The 18,720-nt window shown below is 71.9% G+C and carries 14 protein-coding genes; 9 read left to right on the top strand and 5 right to left on the bottom strand.

Annotated elements, in window-relative coordinates:
* Nucleotide 1: 1 nt before the first annotated feature.
* Nucleotides 2–736: a GAF and ANTAR domain-containing protein gene (locus tag AB0I54_RS14265; RefSeq protein ID WP_363296268.1), complete on the bottom strand. Its 735-nt coding sequence runs from the start codon at nucleotides 734–736 to the stop codon at nucleotides 2–4.
* Nucleotides 737–999: 263 nt separating this feature from the next.
* A complete protein-coding gene (locus tag AB0I54_RS14260; protein ID WP_363296517.1) occupies nucleotides 1,000–2,343 on the bottom strand; it encodes a helix-turn-helix domain-containing protein in 1,344 nt (447 codons plus the stop codon).
* 155 nt (nucleotides 2,344–2,498) lie between these two features.
* On the opposite strand from AB0I54_RS14260, the gene AB0I54_RS14255 reads away from it, so the two are divergent.
* The 3 genes from AB0I54_RS14255 to AB0I54_RS14245 all read left to right on the top strand — a co-directional run bounded on the left by AB0I54_RS14255 (nucleotide 2,499) and on the right by AB0I54_RS14245 (nucleotide 6,064).
* On the top strand, nucleotides 2,499–2,654 hold the full coding sequence (locus AB0I54_RS14255; protein WP_363296267.1) for a hypothetical protein: 156 nt from the start codon (nucleotides 2,499–2,501) through the stop codon (nucleotides 2,652–2,654).
* Nucleotides 2,655–2,727: 73 nt separating this feature from the next.
* A complete protein-coding gene (locus AB0I54_RS14250) occupies nucleotides 2,728–3,969 on the top strand; it encodes an amidohydrolase (protein ID WP_363296265.1) in 1,242 nt (413 codons plus the stop codon).
* A gap of 121 nt (nucleotides 3,970–4,090) precedes the next feature.
* The gene (locus tag AB0I54_RS14245) at nucleotides 4,091–6,064 is read left to right on the top strand and encodes an Ig-like domain repeat protein (RefSeq protein WP_363296264.1); all 1,974 of its coding nucleotides are present in this window, start codon (nucleotides 4,091–4,093) and stop codon (nucleotides 6,062–6,064) included.
* Nucleotides 6,065–6,104: 40 nt separating this feature from the next.
* Here AB0I54_RS14245 and AB0I54_RS14240 read toward each other — a convergent pair whose 3' ends face one another.
* Together AB0I54_RS14240 and AB0I54_RS14235 are read right to left on the bottom strand one after the other, a co-directional pair.
* Nucleotides 6,105–7,160, bottom strand: coding sequence for a hypothetical protein (locus tag AB0I54_RS14240; RefSeq protein WP_363296263.1), 1,056 nt, complete (start codon nucleotides 7,158–7,160; stop codon nucleotides 6,105–6,107).
* An 86-nt stretch (nucleotides 7,161–7,246) separates the two neighbouring features.
* Nucleotides 7,247–8,440, bottom strand: coding sequence for a PP2C family protein-serine/threonine phosphatase (locus AB0I54_RS14235; RefSeq protein ID WP_363296262.1), 1,194 nt, complete (start codon nucleotides 8,438–8,440; stop codon nucleotides 7,247–7,249).
* An 82-nt stretch (nucleotides 8,441–8,522) separates the two neighbouring features.
* On the opposite strand from AB0I54_RS14235, the gene AB0I54_RS14230 reads away from it, so the two are divergent.
* The 3 genes from AB0I54_RS14230 to AB0I54_RS14220 all read left to right on the top strand — a co-directional run bounded on the left by AB0I54_RS14230 (nucleotide 8,523) and on the right by AB0I54_RS14220 (nucleotide 11,264).
* Nucleotides 8,523–8,969, top strand: coding sequence for a hypothetical protein (locus AB0I54_RS14230; protein WP_363296261.1), 447 nt, complete (start codon nucleotides 8,523–8,525; stop codon nucleotides 8,967–8,969).
* A gap of 318 nt (nucleotides 8,970–9,287) precedes the next feature.
* Nucleotides 9,288–10,211, top strand: coding sequence for a hypothetical protein (locus AB0I54_RS14225; RefSeq protein ID WP_363296259.1), 924 nt, complete (start codon nucleotides 9,288–9,290; stop codon nucleotides 10,209–10,211).
* A gap of 126 nt (nucleotides 10,212–10,337) precedes the next feature.
* The gene (locus tag AB0I54_RS14220; RefSeq protein ID WP_363296516.1) at nucleotides 10,338–11,264 is read left to right on the top strand and encodes an endonuclease/exonuclease/phosphatase family protein; all 927 of its coding nucleotides are present in this window, start codon (nucleotides 10,338–10,340) and stop codon (nucleotides 11,262–11,264) included.
* A gap of 84 nt (nucleotides 11,265–11,348) precedes the next feature.
* Here AB0I54_RS14220 and AB0I54_RS14215 read toward each other — a convergent pair whose 3' ends face one another.
* Nucleotides 11,349–13,421: a PhoX family protein gene (locus AB0I54_RS14215; RefSeq protein ID WP_363296258.1), complete on the bottom strand. Its 2,073-nt coding sequence runs from the start codon at nucleotides 13,419–13,421 to the stop codon at nucleotides 11,349–11,351.
* 217 nt (nucleotides 13,422–13,638) lie between these two features.
* On the opposite strand from AB0I54_RS14215, the gene AB0I54_RS14210 reads away from it, so the two are divergent.
* From AB0I54_RS14210 to metG (AB0I54_RS14200), 3 genes are all read left to right on the top strand, one after another.
* The gene (locus AB0I54_RS14210) at nucleotides 13,639–15,234 is read left to right on the top strand and encodes a VWA domain-containing protein (protein ID WP_363296257.1); all 1,596 of its coding nucleotides are present in this window, start codon (nucleotides 13,639–13,641) and stop codon (nucleotides 15,232–15,234) included.
* 150 nt (nucleotides 15,235–15,384) lie between these two features.
* Entirely contained in the window at nucleotides 15,385–17,100 is a 1,716-nt protein-coding gene (metG, locus tag AB0I54_RS14205) for a methionine--tRNA ligase (RefSeq protein ID WP_363296256.1), read from the top strand.
* 4 nt (nucleotides 17,101–17,104) lie between these two features.
* A complete protein-coding gene (gene metG, locus AB0I54_RS14200) occupies nucleotides 17,105–18,706 on the top strand; it encodes a methionine--tRNA ligase (RefSeq protein ID WP_363296255.1) in 1,602 nt (533 codons plus the stop codon).
* Nucleotides 18,707–18,720 lie beyond the last annotated feature (14 nt).

Genomic DNA, 18,720 nt, shown 5'->3' with positions numbered 1-18,720 from the left:
CTCAGTCCGCGTACAGGCTCCCGCGGTGCTCGACCAGGTCCTGCGCCACGTCGAGCACCGTACGGCCGCGCGCGAACGCGAATCCGCGCAGCCGGTCGAGCGCCTCGTCCGCGGGGACCCGTAGTTGGGCCATGACCATGCCGACGGCCCGGTGGATCTGGCCGTGGCCCGCCGTCAGACCGCTCAGCCCGTCCCCGCCGGGCGGGTAGGCGCTCTCCTCCGCACCTTCCTCCACGCGGGGCAGGGCGACGAGAGCGGAGGTCAGGACGCCCGCCAGAACCAGCGCGGTGTGCAGATCGCCGCCGTCCAGATCGCCGGGTTCGGCGCCGTACAGGTCGAGGGTGCCCACGCAGACCGGCTCGACGCCCAGCGGTATCGACGTGACCGCCCGTACCCCGGCGGCCGTCGCCTGATGGGCGAAGACCGGCCAGCGCAGCACGGCCGGGACGGCCGTGAGGTCGCGGGCGAGCACGGGCGCGGCGATCCCGGCGGCGTACAGGCTCGGGCCGTCGCCCAGCGTGGTCTGCAGCTCGGCCATGCCCGCCGCCGCCTCGTCGCTCGCCCCGATCCGAAGCGGCAGTCCCCCGACGCACAGCGACACGCTCGCGCCGGTGACCGGCAGCAGTTCCACCGCCAGGGCGCACACCCGCCCGGGCGCGGCCCAGGGCGCCATGCCCCGCAGCCGCTCGACGATCGCCTCGTCGACCCGCTGCACCTGCACCGCCTCCTTCAGCATCGGCACAGCCCGAAGGGCCCGGGCGAGCGACGCTCCCGTCGGAAGGGGCCTACCGACTACCCACCACACCGTGGCCGAAACAGCCCCCGCACCCTCACAAAGGAGGCTGCGCCGGCGCCGGGCCGAGCGTCGTGGTGCCCGGGGCCGTCCGGTGACCCAGACCCGTCCCGTACGCGTCCAATGCGGCCCCCACTCGCCGGTACGACGCAGCAGATCACCCAACAGGCAGCACGACGCCGTGGCCGAAAAAAGCCCCCGCACCCTCACAAAGGCGGCTGCGCAGGCGCCGGGCCGAGCGTCGTGGTGCCCGGGGCCGTCCGGTGACCCAGACCCGTCCGGTACGCGTCCAGCGCGGCCTCCACTCGGCCGGTGCGGCGCAGCAGGTCGCCGAGCAGGCGGCACAGGTCGGCGAGGTCGCCGGCGGCGCCCGCCCGTTCCAGGAGGCTCAGGGCGCGGACGTAGTGCTCCTCGGCCGCCTCCGTCTCGCGGGCGTCCTCGGCGATGATGCCGAGCAGCCGGTGCGCGGCGGCGGAGTGCACGGCACCGCGCTCGGAGGACAGGTCCCCCAGCACCCCGTGCAGCAGTCCGGCGGCCTCGTCGGACTTTCCGCGCCGGTGCAGTACGTCGGCGAGTTCGACGGCGACCTGGCTGCTGTAGAGGGCGGCACGGGTGGCCGAGAGCATGGTCATGGCCTCCCGCAACTCGCCCTCGGCCCGCTCCAGTTCGCCGTCCTGGGCGTACACGTACCCGCGCATCCAGTGGCAGTTGGCGAGTTCGGTGCGCAGTTGCAGCTGGCGGTACAGCTCGGCCGCCTTGGCCAGCGAGGCGTCGGCCTCGGCGACCCGGCCCTCGGCGAGCAGGGTGCGGGCGACGGAGCGGTGCATCCGGGCGATCAGCGCCGGGTCGGCGACGTGCGGGGCGAGGGCCAGCGCGAACTCGGCGGCCTGGGCGGCGCGGGCATGGGCACCCATGTCCATGTAGGGGCCGATGACACTGGCGTACAGGAGCAGCAGGGCGTCGGGGTCGTGCAGACCGCCGCGGTTGAGTTCGTCGAGCGTGGACTCCAGCAGGTAGACGGCGTACCGGAGTTCACCCGCCAGGTAGTGCGAGACGGCCCGCCCGCGCAGCGCGGGCACCCGGAGCGGCAGCGGTTCCCCCGCCATCCGCTCCTCGGCCCGCTCGAAGTGCCCTCGGGCCCCGGCCAGGTCTCCGGTGTCCAGCGCACACTCACCGAGTCCGAGCAGCGCGGTGGCCTGCTCCAGCGGGAGCGCGTGCGTCTCCGCCTCCGCGAACAAGGCGGCGTACTGCGCGGCCGCCTCCTCGGCCTCCCCGGTGGCCAGGGTGCGCTGTGCCTCGGTGAGCCGCAGCCGCAGATCGGTGGCGAGGTGGGCGGGCCGCCCGATGGCCAGTTCCTCGAAGGCGACCCCGAGCCGCCCGGCGATGTGCCGCAGCGCGTCGTCGGAGGCACGCACCCGCCCCGCCTCCAGGGTGGAGATGTAGGCGGGCGTGTAGGCGGGCTCGGCCAACTGCCGCTGCGTCAGCCCCCGTTCCGTGCGCAGCTGCTGCACCCGCCGCCCGATGATCTCCGGATCGTCCCGCTCCTGCACCGCAATCGCCCCCAACTGCCCCAGTGCCCCTTGCCGTTGGACTCCATCAGCCTCTAGGTTAAACCGCGCATTAAACATGCTTAACACGTCGCTGTTGTTGCGAGGTTGCCGTGCACGAACGCTACGGACGCCCCTCCACGCTCCCCCCTTCCCGCATGCGCTCGATCGGGGAGACCCCCACCGCCAGGGGCCTGGCCGCCGCCGTGGTGGCGGTGATCGCCCTGATCACGGCGGCGAACGCCGGCCCGGCCCGCGCGGCCGACGCCCACCCGGTCCAGCAGACCGTACAGACAGCCAAGACGGCTCGATAGGGCCGTTCCATGACTGGTACAGCGCGCGTCTCCCCGGGCCGCCGGCCGGCCGCCCGGGGCCTACGCTGACCTCGTGACCTCTCCCGCCGCTCGTACCGCGCTGGACCTCACCGCCGATCTCCCGGTCCCGGACCTTGAGGGCTTCTACCGGGATCTGCACCGGCATCCCGAACTGTCCCTGCGCGAGCACCGCACCGCCGGGAAGCTCGCCGGGCGGCTGCGGGCGGCCGGGTTCGAGACGGCCGAGGGGGTCGGCGGGACCGGTGTCGCCGGGGTGCTGCGCAACGGGGACGGGCCGGTGGTGCTGCTGCGCGCCGACATGGACGCGCTGCCGGTCAAGGAGGAGACCGGGCTGCCGTACGCCTCGCGGACGGACGGCCTGATGCACGCCTGCGGACACGATCTGCACATCACCTGGCTCGCCGGGGCGGCCGCCGCGCTGGCCGCGGGGCGGGAGACCTGGTCGGGCACGCTGCTGGCGGTCGGGCAGCCCGCCGAGGAGACCGGGCAGGGCGCGCGGCGCATGGTCGAGGACGGGCTGTACGAGCGGTTCCCGCGCCCCGATGTGCTGCTCGGGCAGCACGCGGCGCCGGGACCGGCCGGGCTGTACCCGCACGCGCCGGGGCTGATCATGTCCGCCTCGACGGACGTCGACATCGTGGTGCACGGCAGGGGCGGACACGGTTCGCGGCCCGAGTCGACCGTGGACCCGGTGGTGACGGCGGCGTATCTGGTCACACGGCTGCAGAGCGTCGTCTCCCGTGAACTCGCCGCCCCTGAGCCGGCCGTGCTGACCGTGGGCCGTATCGAGGCGGGCACCCGGCACAACATCATCCCGTCCGAGGCGCGCATCGCCCTGAACCTGCGCACCCAGTCCGAGGCGGTGCGGGAGCGGATGCTCGCCGCGATCCGGCGTATCGCACGGGGCGAGTGCCTGGCCGCCGGCTGCCCGCGCGAGCCGGAGGTGACGGTCGACGCCACCTTCCCGGTGATGGTCAACGACGCCGACACCGACCGCCGGGTGGCCGCCGTGCACGGCGAGGTCTTCGGCGCCGGGACCGTCTTCGACCCGGGTGCGGCCATGGGCAGCGAGGACTTCCCGCAGCTGGCGGTGGGCTCGATCCCGTACTCCTACTGGTTCGTGACGACCACTCCGGCCGAGGTGTGGCAGCAGGCGCCCGGCGACGAGCTGATGGAGAAGGTCCAGCAGGTGCCGAGCAACCACAGCCCGCACTTCGCGCCCGACCTCGCCACCGTGGCACCGGGCGTGCGGACGCTCGTCTCGGGGGCGCTCGCCCTTTTGTCAGTGGCATGACCTAGTGTTCCCCTCCTAGTCTTCTTGCATCCGCCACACATGGCTCACAGGGCACACACACAACAGCCGTGTTCCGTGGCGTCCGGTTTTCTCCATTCGTACCCGGGGGGTTCGAATCAGCGTGCGTATGCGCACTCTCACGGCTGCCACCACCCTGGCGGTCCTCTTCAGCTCGGCGGCGCTGGCCGCCACGCCGGCGTTCGCCGACACCGGCAAGATCCTGCCGATCAAGCAGTCCGGCGACATCGTGGTGGACGGCGTCCACCAGCAGGTCTTCATCAGCGATCCGAGCAACGGCAAGATCGTCGTCACGGACTACGCCGGCAACGTCGTCAAGCAGCTCACCACCGATCTGTCCGGCGTCACCGGCCTGGAGCTGTCCGCCGACTCCGGCACGCTGTACGCGGCCGTGCAGGACCTGGACGCGATCGCCGTCATCGACACCGCGACCGACACCGAGTCCACCCGGTACCCGGTGGGCGACAAGCCGCTCAGCGTCGCCCTCGCCGGCGGCAAGCTGTGGTTCGGCTACGGCGGCTCCACCGAGGGCAACATCGGCTCCGTCGACCTGGCGAGCGAGACGCACGAGGTCACCCTCGGCCAGGACAACGGCTGGTACGCGGCGCCGCTGCTGGACGCGGCACCGGGCTCCGACACCCTGGTCGCGGGCGCCCTCGGCCAGAGCCCGGCCGAGATCGCCTCCTACGACGTCTCGTCGGGCACCGCCAAGAAGCTGGCGTCCACCCGTGAGGCCGGCAGCAACCTCGGCGACCTCCAGGTCACCCCCGACGGCAAGGACGTCGTGGTGGCCAGCGGTGCGCCCTACTACCACCAGGTGTTCAAGACCGCCGACCTCAACGAGGACGGCAAGTACACGAGCACCGCCTACCCGAACTCGGTCGCCATCGCCCCCAACGGGACCGTCGCCGGCGGCAGCTTCGCCTGGTACGACCCGGACGTCTACGTCTTCCGGCCGGGCAGCAGCGAGGCGGTGCGCACCTACGACTTCCCCAACACCGGGAACACCAGCGGCGCGGACACCCTCGCCCCGGGCGGCCTGGCCTGGGCACCGGACGCCTCCCGCCTGTTCGCGGTGACCTCCAACAGCGAGGGCGTGTACTCGCTGCGCGAGTTCGACGCCCCGGCCAAGGCGGCCACCAACCTCACGGTGAACGCCCCGGCGTCGGCCCCGCGCGCCAAGCAGCTCACCGTCACCGGCAAGGCGACCTCGACGATCGCGCTGCCCGCGGGCACCCAGCTGACGGTCACCCGCACCGACCTGGAGTCCCCGAACGGCAAGGCCCTCACCCCGGTGACGGTCAAGGCCGACGGCACCTGGTCCTTCACCGACACCCCGCCGGCCGGCGGCAAGGTGAAGTACACGGTGGCGTACGCGGGCGACGCCGACCACGCCGCGGCGAAGGCGTCCGACACCGTCGACGTCTCCCGGGCCAGGCCGACGCTGACGGTCAACAACAACGGCAAGGTGTACTCGTACGGCACCGACGTGAAGTTCACGGCGCACCTCGGGTCGACGTACAAGAACCGCACCGTGGAGATCTGGGCCGATCCGTTCGGCTCGGACAAGCCCAACAAGCTGGTGAAGAAGGGCACGGTCAACTCCAGCGGCAACCTGTCGGTCACCCTGGACCTGAAGCGGGACACCAAGGTCACGGCGAAGTTCACGGGCGACGCCCGCTACCAGCCGCGCTCCGTGTCCAGCACGGTCGGCGCCAAGGTGAAGGTGTCCATGTCGGTCAGCCGGCAGTACAAGACGAAGAGCACGTGGGGCCACACCTACTACTTCTTCCACAAGTCCAAGAACCCGCTGTTCACGACCACGATGTCGTACTTCCCGGGCCGTCAGCAGCGGCTGCAGTTCCAGGTCTACTACCAGGGCACCTGGTACGACGCCGGCTCGCAGTACTTCCCGCTGGGCTCCAACGGCGTGTCCAAGGTGGAGCTGGGCGGCAACCACGGCGAGGACGTCGGCTGGCGCTTCCGGGCCCGCTCCTCGTACCTCAACAGCAGCTCCGGTGACACCGTGAACTCCACGACGCACGGCGCCTGGAAGTACTTCACCTTCACCAGCTGAGCCACCGACTGAGACCTCGGCCGACCGGCCGGCCGGGGTCTCACTGGGTCTGGAGCTGACGCAGCTGCTGCTGGACATGGTCCAGCGCACCCTGCTTCCGCCCCGGCACCCTGAGCCTCAACTCCGCGAGCGCGGGCCCGAGTTCACGGGCCCGCGTTCTGTCGTCGATACGCCCCCACTGGTGGTGCGCCCGGTCCGCGGCCGCCTCCACGGCGGGCGCGTCCACGGCCTGTCCGGCGGCCAGCCGGGCGGTGGCGACCGTCAGCCAGGTACGGCAGCTGCGCGCCGCGTCCCCCGCGAACATCGCGAGATCCGCACGGACTTCGGCCCAGTGCAGCGCGTCCTCGGAACCGGGCCCGTGCGCGCGCACCGCGGCCTGCTCCCACTGCGCGGCGAGCCCGTCGGCCTCCACGTGCCGCCCGGCCTCGACGGCGGCGGCGATGGCCGCGTGCGGATCACCGCTGTGCGGCACCCGCGCGGTCAGCAGGACGTTCGTGGCGGCCTGGGCCCCCAGCCGGGCGACCGCCTGCTGGTGCAACTGCTCCAGCGGCGGCCGGTGTCCACTGCGCAGGATCGTCGCCACCGCCTTCATGTACGACGGCAGGCCGGCGCCGCGGCGGGACGGCGGCGGTGCGATGCGACCGTAAACGGCGTTGTTGCGGCCGGAGTCCAGCGGACGGGCGGTCAGCTGCTCCCAGGTCTCGGCGTCCGCGTGCAGATCGACGACCAGCGTCGTGGCGCCGTTCGGGCGCAGCCGCAGCTCCTCGCGGATCCAGTGCCAGGGGAAGGCCGTGTAGCGGACGGTCGCCGGGGTGGTGCGGGCCAGCGCCAGATGGGGCAGGCGCTGACGGCGGTCCAGCTGGAGCTGGCCGGTGACGAAGACGGTCAGCGGACCGGGGGCGGCCGCGGCGGCGCGCAGCCGGGTCAGGACGGCCTGCGGCTCCAGCGGGTCGGCGAGTTCGACCACGTTGGCGGTGTCCGTGCCGGAGAGCACGGCGGGGGCGACGGCCGCGAGGACGGGGAGGACGGAGGCCGCGTCCACCAGTTGCCCACGGCCCATCGGCGAGGCCGCGAGCAGCAGCACGGTTCCGGGCATCGTCCCCCCTGTCGTCGGTCCGCGGTCGTCGGTCCCGGTGATCGGTCAGAGCAGCACCGTAACCGCTGCGGCTGCAAAGGGGGGCGTCAGGACGGCAATCGTCCTCCCAACGCGGCTCCTTGGAGCCGTCGGACCGCGAAGATCGTGGTGTCGTCGCCCAGACGACCGCCGCTGTGGCGCAGGACGCCGTCGCGCACGTGGCCGACCAGGCGCCGCGGGTCGGCGACGTCAGGGTCGGCGGCGACGGCGCGGGCGACCTGGTCGGCGAGGGAGTAGTACTCACCGTGGCCGTCCCGGGCCTCCGTCACGCCGTCCGTGGTGATCAGCAGCGTCGTCTCCGAGGCGAGGGGGACTGTGACCGGGGGAGACGGGCCGTCGGTGGCGACGAGGTCGTTCATGCCCAGCGGGAGGCGGTCGCCGGGCGGCAGGGGGCGTACGCCGTCACGGCCGACCGCGAGCGGGGGTTCGTGACCGAAGTTGACGACCTCGACCTTTCCGGGGCGGTCGTCCGAGAAGCCGAGCAGGACGGCGGTGGCGAAGCGGTCGGCGTCGTCGCGGCCGAGGGCGGTCGTGTGGCCGCGGTGGCGGAGCATACGGATCTCCAGGCGGGCGGCGACGGTCACCAGGTCCGGTTCGTGGTACGCGGCCTCCCGAAAGGTGCCGAGCAGCGCGGCCGCGGTCTCCACCGCGCCCAGGCCCTTGCCCTGCACGTCCCCGACGAGGACGCGGGCGCCGTACGGGCCGGGCTGGATGTCGTAGAAGTCGCCGCCCACCCGGGCCTCGGTGTCCGCGGAGAGGTAGACCGCCGCGTGCTCCAGCCCCGCCCAGTCCGGCGGCAGCGGACGCAGCACGGTACGGCGGGTGGTCTCGGCGACGTCCCGCATGTGCAGCATGCGCTGCTCGCCGCGCACCCGGACCGCACAGGCCAGCGTGGCCAGGACACCGCCGATGGCGACCAGGATGAAGTCGGGCAGGCCCGCGTGGAACTCGTTCGGATAGACGCTGTTCATCAGGACGTACACCACGACCGAGACCACCGCGAACGCCGCCGTGGTCCACACCCCGCAGATCGCGGCGGCGATACCGGGCACCAGGACGATCCAGGAGGTTATCCGGAACCGCTCGCCGGTGTAGTAGTCGATCACCGCGATGACGATGAGCAGCAGCAGCGGCGCCAGCCAGGCGACGCTCCGCCCATGGATCCGCAGCAGCTGCTGCCGGCGCAGGTCCGGGTCGTGGGTCACGCGGCTCAGCCAAGCACGCGGTGATTCCGGTCGCATCCGGACCCCTTTTCCGACTTGCCAGGCGGTCCCCCCAGGTGTGCTCTGGAAGGCGGGGGCGAGGAGAGAGAGGAGTGCTCTCATGGCTCATGCGGCACCCGCGACCGGCACGGTGGCCCGGCGCGGCGCACCACCCGACGTCTTCAGCGAACGGACCCATGCGATCGCCAGGTGGGTGACGCCCGCGGTACTGGGGCTCATCTACGGGTACTGGGCCGCGGCCAACACCCGTTACGGCGGCCCCATCACCGGCTGGAACCTGCTGTTCGGCTTTGTGACCGCGATCGTGTTCTTCGCCGTGTACATGGGTCTGCAGACGCTGGCCCCGCGGCTGCCGCGGGAGGTGCACGCGGTGCTGTGGAGCGCCTTCGCGGGCATCGCGGTCGGCTTCCTGTTCAGCCTGAGCGGCCGCGGTCACACCCCGCTGGAGTCCGCGATCCTGGGCCTGGCGATCGGCGCGCTGGTGTTCGTCACGCTGTTCTATCGCTACTACACGCACGAGGACGCGGCGGGACACCGGATCCGCTGATCCGTGGGGCACGTGTGGGCCCCGGCCGGACTGCCGGGGCCCACGCGCTCCCCTGTTCCCTCCTCACCGGCCGCCGAGCAGGCTCCAGATGCTCGACGGCGTCCATGCGGTGGTCCACGCGAGTGCCGGGCCTGAGCCCGTCCCTCCCCAACACCAGGAAACACCCGTTTGGGTGATCCCTCCACCGGAGCGCATGGTCGCCGCCCCGTCGAAGGGACCGTCGGGGCGACCCCCGTTCGGTTGGACCCGTTGCCCCAAATGCCCCCGAATGCAGGCGCACCGCTCGCGTTCCCGGCCCCCAGGCCCTTGCCTGAAAGCGTGCCCCCACGCCTCAGGAGCGCCCTGTCGGCGGCGCTGATCGCCCTGTCCTGCCTCCTCGTGCCGTTCGGCGCACTGGCGGCCTGGGCGGCGTACACGCTCGCCGACACCGGCCGGTACGTCACGACGATGGCGCCCCTCGCCACCGACCCGGACGTGCGGGACGCCGTGGCGGACACCGTGGGGGCCGGAATCATGCGCGAGGTGGACGACCGCTTCGACACCCGCCGGATGCGGGGCACGGTCGGACCCTTCGTGCACGACGCGGTGCGCTCCTTCACCCAGACCCGGGCCTTCCGTCTGGCCTGGGACGCGGGCAACCGGGCCACGCACGACGCCGTCCTGCGGGCGCTGCGCGACGAGGACGGCGGGGGCGAGAGCGCCGTGTTCGTCGATCTGGCCCCCGTCACCGCCCAGGTCAAGGAGCAACTCGCCCAGGACCATGTGCCGCTCGCGGCCCGCATCCCCGTCGAGCACACCGCGGTCACCGTGCTCCCGGCGGGCCGACTGACCCCGTTCCGGAAGGGTTTCCACGTGCTCGAAGTCGCCGGCTTCTGGCTCCCCGTCGCCTCCGTGGTCCTCGCCGTCGCCGGGATCGCGCTCGCCGTCCACCGCCGTCGCGCGATCGTCGCCACCGGCCTGGGCACGGCCCTGGGCGGCGCCCTGCTCGGCGTCGCCCTCGCCGTCGGCCGTGGTCTCACCCTCGCCGACCTGCCCGCCGACGTTCCCCACGCGGCCGCGGGCGCCGTCTACGACGCGCTCACGGCCACCCTGCGCACGGTGTCCTGGCTGCTGGTGGGCCTCGGCCTGACGGTGGCGCTGACCGCCTGGCTCACCCGGTACGTGCGCGCGGTACGCCTGGTACGACGTCGGCGCGCGGCCGCGACGGCGACCGCCCCGGCTCCCACGCGCGCGCAGGTGTGACGGCGTACCCTCGGGCTCGTGACCCACCAGCCCGTCCGGGGTTCCGGGACAAGGCCGTTCGGTCCGAACGGGGAGCACGGGGAGTACGGCGCCGACCACCCCCGGCGAGCGGGGCGAGGGCTCCGCGTGTGGTGTGCCGCCCTGCTGCTGGCCGGCGTGAGCGCGGTCGTCGGCTGCCGGCTGGCCGACACCGACGGCGTCACCCCCGTACCGCAGCTGCTGGCCTTCCTGCCCTGGCTCCTGCTCCCCACCGGTGTGGCGCTGCTGTGCGCGCTGCTCGCGCGGTGGTGGACGGGGCTGGTGTGGGGGGTGGCCGCCCTCGCGCTGCTGGCGTGGTTCATCGAGCCGTACGGAAGGAGCACGGAGCCCACCGGCGCGCCCCTGGCCCGGCTGCGGGTGCTGACCTCGAACGTCGAGTTCGGGCGGGCGACCGGCGCCCTCGCCCCCGAGATCCGGCGGCTGCGTCCCGACGTGGTGTTCGTCGAGGAGTGCGAGTACACCTGCCGGGCCACCCTGGAGCGGGACTTCGGCGGCGCCTACCCCCACCGGCAGGCGGTCGCGGCGGGCGGCTCGGCGGGCTCACTGCTGCTCAGCCGCTACCCGCTCGAAGGCACCGACGGCGTCCGCGGCACGATGGGCATGCCCGGGGCCGTCGCCGAGGTCCAGGGACACCGGGTGCGCCTGCAACTCGCCCACCCCATGCCCCCGTTGCCCGGACAGCTCGACGTCTGGCGCCGTGAGCTGGGCCGGTTGCGCGACTTCGCCGAGGCCGACGACGACACCCCGACGGTGCTGGCCGGCGACTTCAACGCCTCCCAGGACCACGCCGCCTTCCGCCGCATCCTCGACGCCGGCCTGTACGACGCCGCCCGCCTCGCCGGACACGACCGCACCCCCAGCTGGCCCGCCCGCACCTCCCCGGTCCTCGGCGCCCAGATCGACCACGTCCTGGTGTCCCGGGACTTCTCCACGGCCGACGCCCGCTTCGTCGGCCTGACCGGCACCGACCACCGCGCGCTGGTGGTCGACATCACGCTGCACCAGCGGAAGTGACCCGGAGCCGACTGCGGTGAGGCGGAGCCGACGGACGCACCTCGCCCCACCGCACGCAGCTGTGCATCGTCGGCGCGTCGGGCCTCAGACCCCGATGTCCTCCCCGTCCGCACGCCACACGGCGACCACGGCCGGGCGGACGATCTTCCCGGGCCCGTCGGGCCAGGTGCTCGCCGGCTTCTCCACCGACGCCCCGTCGAGCTCGCCCGGGTGCTGCACCGCGACGAGCACCCGGCGCTCCTGCACGAGCGGACCGCAGGTCTCGGCGCCCGTCGGCACGGTCAGGAACTGCTTGAGCTCACCGCGCCGCTCGCCGCGCGTGGCGACGCCGAACAGTCCGTCGTGCGAGCCGAGCTGGTTGCCGTCGGTGGAGATCCACAGGTTGCCGTGCGGGTCGAAGGCCACGTTGTCCGGGCAGGAGATCGGGCTGACCCGGTCCTTGGGGAAGCCCGCGAAGTAGGTGGCGGGGTCGGCCGGGTCACCGGCGACCAGGAACAGGGACCACCCGAAGCTCTTCGCGTCGGCCCGGTTGCGGTGCTCGGTGAGCTCCAGGATGTGCCCGTGCTTGTTGTTGTTGCGCGGGTTGGCCTCGTCGGCGGCCGCGGAGCCCGCCTTGCCCCGGTTGGTGTTGTTGGTGAGGACGACGTACACCTTGCCGGTGCGCGGCGAGGGCTGGATGTCCTCGGGACGGTCCATCTTCGTGGCGCCCACCTTGTCGCCGGCGAGGCGCGTGAACACGAAGACCTCCTCCGCGGTCATCCCGTCCACGTGCGAGACGGCCCCGTGGGCGGTGGCGGTGGCCAGCGAGATCCAGGTGCCGCCGCCGTCGAACTCGCCGTCGGCGGGCAGCTTTCCGCTGCCGTCGATCTCGGCCGTCGGCGAGTCACCGGTGAGCCTGGCGACGTAGAGCGTGCCCTCGTCGAGCAGCGAGAGGTTGTGCTCGCGCACGGCGCGGCCGCTGCCGTGGCGCATCCGCTTGCTGCCGACGAACTTGTAGAAGTAGTCGAACCGCTCGTCGTCCCCGGAGTACACGACGGGCCGTCCGTCGTCGGTGAGCCGGACGGTGGCGGCCTCGTGCTTGAACCGGCCGAGGGCGGTGTGCTTGCGGGGCGTGGACTCCGGGTCGTACGGGTCGAGCTCGACGACGTAGCCGAACCGGTGCGCCTCGTTGGGCTCCTGCGCCAGGTCGAAGCGCTTGTCGAAACGCTCCCACTTGCGCTCGGTGGCCCCGGTGCCGATGCCGTACCGCTTGTCGTTGGCGCTGCTGCCGTTGGCGAAGTACTGGTTGAAGTTCTCCTCGCCGTGCAGCGTGGTGCCCCACGGGGTGGTGCCGCCGGAGCAGTTGTTGAGCGTGCCGAGGACCTTGGTGCCGGTCGGGTCGGCGGAGGTCTTCAGCAGCGCGGAGCCCGCGGCGGGGCCGGTGACCCGGAACTCGGTGGTGGCGGTGACACGCCGGTTGAGCCGGTGCCGCGCTACGGCGGTGAGGGCACCCGTCTTGCGGTCCTCCTCCACCACGACGGCGCCCAGCCCGTGGGCGGCCCAGGCGACCTCGACCTGCTGACGGGTGGGGTTGGCGGCGTCGTACCCCCGGAACATCAGGACTTCGTCGGTGTACTCGTGGTTGGCGACGAGCAGCTGCCGGTTCCGCTCACCGGGCAGCGGGAGCAGCGCCAGGAAGTCGTTGTTGTACCCGAACTGCCCGGCCTGGGCGGCCGCGGTCTGGTTGTCCGGGTCGAAGGCGGGCGCGCCGCGCAGGATGGGCTCGCCCCAGCGGATGACGACGTTCTGCCGGTAGCCGTCCGGGACGACGACGGCGTCGGTGGTGTTGGGGGCGACGGGGCTGTACCGCAGCCCGCGCGCACCGTTCGCGCCGTTCTTGCCGTACGTGGCGGAGGTGTCCGTCGCGGCCGCGGCGGGCCGGGCCCCGGCCACCCCGACGCCGCCGGCGGTGGCGGCCACCGTGACGACGGCGGCGGCGCGCAGGGCGCTGCGGCGGCTGAGGGTGCCGGCGATGACATCGCCGACGTAGTCGTTGGAGCTGGTGTTGGGAACCTCGTGGAAGCAGGCGTCACCACACCGGAAGCGACAGGTGAGGGCGGATCGCCCACCTGGGTGCGAGCCGGACGGAGTTCCGACGATCGGCTGCAGCTTGCGCATTTTACTATCCCCTTGCGTGCCCTTGGTATGAGCGTGACGTTAGGGGTGCTTATGTGCGGGCGGACAGCCTCCGGATGAACGAACGGTGAACCCGAGGGAGCGGGGGTCCTCGGCGCAAACCTGACCCTCCCCAAGATCACCCCCAGGGGCCGCTAACCTTACGTGTCCGTCCTGGCCAGGGATTGACGGGCATCAACTCACGCGAAGGGTTGCGCACATGGGCATTCTCACTCTCCTGCGGAACGCATTCGGCCGGTCACGCAAGACGCGTACCGCCGAGGCGGAGGGTGCGGAACGAGTTCCTTCGCAGGAGCAGGAACCGCAGGTCACGCCCCCCACCCCGCAGGTCCCCGAGCCCCGCACGTCCACCTCGGACGAGCACGAACTGGTCTCGGCGGCCTTCAACAACATCACGGTCCCGAAGCAGCCGACACCGACCGATCCGGGGGTGGAGCGGACGCCGGAGCCGGCGGCTGAGCCGGAGACCGAGCCGGAGCCGGTGACTGAGCCGGAGCCGGTGGCCGAGGCCGAGCCTGAGCCGGTGGCTGAGGCCGAGGTCGAGGCCGAGCCTGAGCTGGTGGCTGAGCCCGAGCCGGTGGCTGAGGCCGAGCCTGAGCCGGTGGCTGAGGCCGAGGTCGAGGCCGAGCCGGAGCCCGTGGCTGAGCCCGAGCCGGTGGCCGAGGCCGAGGTCGAGGCCGAGCCTGAGCCGGTGGCTGAGGCCGAGGTCGAGGCCGAGCCGGAGCCCGTGGCTGAGCCCGAGCCGGTGGCCGAGGTCGAGGCGGAGCCCGAGCCCGTAGCTGAGGCCGAGGTTGAAGCTGAGCCTGAGCCGGTCGCCGAGGCCGAGCCCGTCGTGGAGCCCGAGCCGACCGCCGAGGCCGAGCCGGATCCGGTCGCCGAAGCGGAACCCGTCGTGGAACCTGAGCCGGAGCCGGAGCCCGAGGCCGTCGTCGAGCCGACGCCGGAGCCGACCGCGGAGGCCACCCCCGAGCCCGTCGTGGAGCCGGTTGCCGCCGAGGCCGACGCACCCGCGGCCGCCGACGGCGAGGACGCCCCACAGGGGCCACCCGCACTCGACGACGAGACCCGCACGGGCGGTGCGGGTGGGAACGACCCGGCCGAAGGCGAAGCCGAGGCCGCTGACGACGCCGAGCTCCCAGAGGGCCTCGCCCGCCTGAAGGCCGACGCCCCCAGCCTGGCCACCGCCTACAGCGCAGCCACAGCCACCCTCAAGAACACCAACCTCACCGGCACCCGAGCGAAGCTCTACCTCGTGCTCGACCGCTCCGCCTCCATGCGCGCGTACTACAAGGACGGCTCCGCCCAGGCCCTCGCCGAGCAGACCCTCGCCCTCGCCGCCCACCTCGACCCCGAGGCCACGGTCCACGTCGTCTTCTTCTCCACGGAAGTGGACGGCACCACCGACCTCACCCTCGCCGCCCACGAGAACAAGATCGACGAGGTCCACGCCGGCCTCGGCCGCATGGGCCGTACCAGCTACCACGCCGCCGTGGAAGCCGTACTCGCCCACCACGACAAGAACAACGACGCCAAGGCCCCCGCCCTGGTCGTCTTCCAGACGGACGGCGCCCCCGACGCCAAGACCCCCGCCACCCAGTCCCTCACGGCCGCCGCGAAGACCCACCCCGCCGTCTTCTTCTCCTTCGTCGCCTTCGGTGAGCACGACAACAAGGCCTTCGACTACCTCCGCAAGCTGAAGACGGACAACACGTCGTTCTTCCACGCGGGCCCGACCCCCCGCGAGCTCACGGACACGGAGCTGTACGAGGGCGTCCTGGCGAACTGGCGCCCGTAACTCCCCGTAGACACCCCATAACCGAACATCCCCACCCACCCCATGCCGCCCGCTTCTCACCCCGTAAAACGGGAAGCGGGCGGCATACACATGTCGGCTACGATTTCAAGGTTCGTACACACAGCGACCGCGACCTGGGAGCAGCCCCCGATGGCTCGACACCTCATCACCAGCGCCCTTCCGTACATCAACGGGATCAAGCACCTGGGCAACATGGTGGGGTCCATGCTCCCGGCGGACGTGTACTCCCGGTACCTCCGCCAGCGCGGCCACGACGTCCTGTACATCTGCGCGACCGACGAGCACGGCACCCCCGCCGAGCTGGCCGCCAAGGAGCAGGGCCTCCCGGTCGCCGAGTTCTGCGCGCAGGCGCACGACGCCCAGAAGGCGGTCTACGACGGCTTCGCGCTCGCCTTCGACTACTTCGGCCGCAGCTCCAGCGCCGAGAACCACGAGATCACCCAGCACTTCGCCCGCAAGCTGAACGAGAACGGCTTCATCGAGGAGCGGTCGATCCGCCAGGTGTACTCCCCGGTCGACGGCCGCTTCCTCCCGGACCGCTACGTGGAGGGCACCTGCCCCCACTGCGGCTACGACAAGGCCCGCGGCGACCAGTGCGAGAACTGCACCCGTGTCCTGGACCCGACCGACCTGATCAACCCGCGCTCGGCGATCTCCGGCTCCACGGACCTGGAGATCCGCGAGACCAAGCACCTCTTCCTCCTCCAGTCGAAGCTGGAGAACGAGGTCCGCGAGTGGGTCGCCAAGCACGACAGGGACTGGCCGCAGCTGGCGTCCTCCATCGCCCACAAGTGGCTGACCGAGGGCCTGCACGACCGCGCGATCACCCGTGACCTGGACTGGGGCGTCCCGGTCCCGGCCGACACCTGGCCGGAGCTGGCCGCCGAGGGCAAGGTCTTCTACGTCTGGTTCGACGCCCCGATCGAGTACATCGGCGCGACGAAGGAATGGTCGGACCAGGACCCGGAGACCCGCGACTGGAAGTCCTGGTGGTACGACGTCGACAACGACGTCCGCTACACGGAGTTCATGGCGAAGGACAACGTCCCCTTCCACACGGTGATGTTCCCGGCCACCGAGCTGGGCGTGCGCGAGCCGTGGAAGAAGGTCGACTTCGTCAAGGCCTTCAACTGGCTGACGTACTACGGCGGAAAGTTCTCCACGTCCCAGAAGCGCGGTGTCTTCACCGACCAGGCCCTGGAGATCCTCCCGGCCGACTACTGGCGCTACTTCCTCATCGCGAACGCCCCGGAGTCCGACGACTCCTCCTTCACGTGGGAGCACTTCACCGCCACGGTCAACAAGGACCTCGCCGACACCCTCGGCAACTTCGTCAACCGCGTCCTGTCCTTCTCCCGCAAGCGCTTCGGCGACGACGTCCCCGCGGGCGGCGAGCCGGGCGAGGCGGAGGCGAAGCTCGGCGAGGAGATCGCGCGTCTCCTCGCGGAGTACGAGGAGCACATGGAGGCTCTCCAGTTCCGCAAGGCGGCCGCCGCGCTGCGCGCCCTGTGGTCGGCCGGCAACTCCTACCTGGAGGAGAAGGCCCCCTGGCTGGAGATCAAGACCGACAAGGACGGCGCGGCCCTCACCCTGCGCACGGCGATGAACCTGATCCACCTGTACGCGGTGGTCTCGGAGCCCCTCATCCCCAGCTCGGCGGCCACGATGCGCGCGGCGTTCGACCTGGAGGACGACTCGGCCGTGTGGGTCTCGGCGGACGAGGCGAAGGCCCTCTCCTCCGTCTCTGCCGGGACGCCCTTCACGGTCCCGCCGGTGCTGTTCGCCAAGCTGACGGACGAGGACCTGGAGACGTACAAGGAGCGCTTCGGCGGCCAGGAGGGATGACCCCGTGACGACACGGAACCCGTCGTCGTACTACGTCACCACCCCGATCTACTACGTCAACGACGCGCCGCACCTGGGCCATGCCTACACCACGGTCGCGGCGGACGTGCTCGCCCGCTGGCACCGCGGGCGCGGCGAGCGCGTCTGGTTCCTCACCGGCACCGACGAGCACGGCCAGAAGGTCCTGCGCACGGCCGAGGCGAACGGCACGACGCCCAGGGCGTGGGCGGACCGGCTGGTCACGGAGTCCTGGCAGCCCCTGTGGGAGCACCTGGAGATCGCCAACGACGACTTCATCCGCACCACGCAGAAGCGCCATACCGACCGCGTCCAGGAGTTCGTGCAGGACCTGTACGACAAGGGCGAGATCTACAAGGGCGGCTACGAGGGGCCGTACTGCGTGGGCTGCGAGGAGTACAAGCCCCCGGGCGAACTGATCGACGGCGAGGGCGAGTTCGCGGGCCGGAAGCTGTGCCCGATCCACCGCAAGCCGGTGGAGATCCTCAGCGAGGAGAACTACTTCTTCCGCCTGAGCGAGTACGGCGACAGGCTCCTCGCGCACTACGAGGCCAACCCGGGCTTCATCCAGCCCGAGTCCGCGCGCAACGAGGTCGTGAACTTCGTCCGGCGCGGTCTGCAGGACCTCTCCATCTCCCGCTCGACCTTCGACTGGGGCGTCCCGGTCCCGTGGGACGACCAGCACGTGATCTACGTATGGGTCGACGCGCTCCTGAACTACGCCACGGCGGTCGGCTACAACGAGAACCAGGAGAAGTTCGAGTCGACCTTCCCGGCCGATGTGCACCTGGTCGGCAAGGACATCCTCCGCTTCCACGCGGTCATCTGGCCGGCGATGCTGATGGCACAGGGCCTGCCGCTGCCCGCCCGGGTCGCGGCGAACGGCTGGCTGATGGTCGGCGGCGAGAAGATGTCGAAGTCCAACCTGACCGGCATCAGGCCGCAGGACCTCACGTCCCACTTCGGTGTGGACGCGTACCGCTGGTACTTCCTGCGGGCCATCGCCTTCGGCCAGGACGGCTCCTTCTCCTGGGAGGACTTCTCCGCCCGGTACACGAGCGAGCTGGCGAACGGCTACGGCAACCTCGCCTCCCGTGTGGCGGCGATGGTCGGCAAGTACTTCGACGGCACGCTGCCCGGGGCCACGGCGGACGGCGCGGCGGAGCGGGCGGTCCACGAGGGCCTCGCGAGGGCGGTCGCCGAGTCCGACCGCCGTATCGGCGACGAACTGGACTTCCAGGGCGGCATCCTGGCCGTCTTCGACTTCATCAAGCAGGTCAACGGCTATCTCACGGAGCAGGAGCCGTGGAAGGTGGCCAAGGACGGCTCGGCCGAGGGCCGGGCCCGCCTGGCCACCATCCTCTACACGGCGGCGGAGTCCCTGCGCGCGGTCGCCGTCCTCCTCGCCCCGGTCATGCCCGAGACCTCCGGAAGGCTCTGGGACTCCCTGGGCGCGGAGCCCTCCCTGGGCCCCCTGTCGGACCAGCGGATCCAGCAGGCCGGACAGTGGGGCAGGCTCCCGGCCGCCTCGACGGTGACCAAGGGCCCGGCCCTCTTCCCGCGCCTGGAGGAGAAGCCGGGCGCGTGAATCCGCCCGGCTCC

Source organism: Streptomyces sp. NPDC050625 (assembly GCF_040654755.1).
Taxonomy (GTDB): Bacteria; Actinomycetota; Actinomycetes; order Streptomycetales; family Streptomycetaceae; genus Streptomyces.
The sequence above is the reverse complement of the archived record's forward strand: the minus strand, read 5'-3'. Positions and strand labels throughout refer to the sequence as shown.

Excerpts from the sequence above, each read along its gene's own strand:
- AB0I54_RS14265 (WP_363296268.1), bottom strand. The coding sequence starts at position 736 with ATGCTGAAGGAGGCGGTGCAGGTGCAGCGGGTCGACGAGGCGATCGTC.
- AB0I54_RS14255 (WP_363296267.1), top strand. The coding sequence starts at position 2,499 with ATGCGCTCGATCGGGGAGACCCCCACCGCCAGGGGCCTGGCCGCCGCC.
- AB0I54_RS14240 (WP_363296263.1), bottom strand. The coding sequence starts at position 7,160 with ATGCCCGGAACCGTGCTGCTGCTCGCGGCCTCGCCGATGGGCCGTGGG.
- AB0I54_RS14235 (WP_363296262.1), bottom strand. The coding sequence starts at position 8,440 with ATGCGACCGGAATCACCGCGTGCTTGGCTGAGCCGCGTGACCCACGAC.
- AB0I54_RS14230 (WP_363296261.1), top strand. The coding sequence starts at position 8,523 with ATGGCTCATGCGGCACCCGCGACCGGCACGGTGGCCCGGCGCGGCGCA.
- AB0I54_RS14215 (WP_363296258.1), bottom strand. The coding sequence starts at position 13,421 with ATGCGCAAGCTGCAGCCGATCGTCGGAACTCCGTCCGGCTCGCACCCA.
- AB0I54_RS14210 (WP_363296257.1), top strand. The coding sequence starts at position 13,639 with ATGGGCATTCTCACTCTCCTGCGGAACGCATTCGGCCGGTCACGCAAG.
- metG (WP_363296256.1), top strand. The coding sequence starts at position 15,385 with ATGGCTCGACACCTCATCACCAGCGCCCTTCCGTACATCAACGGGATC.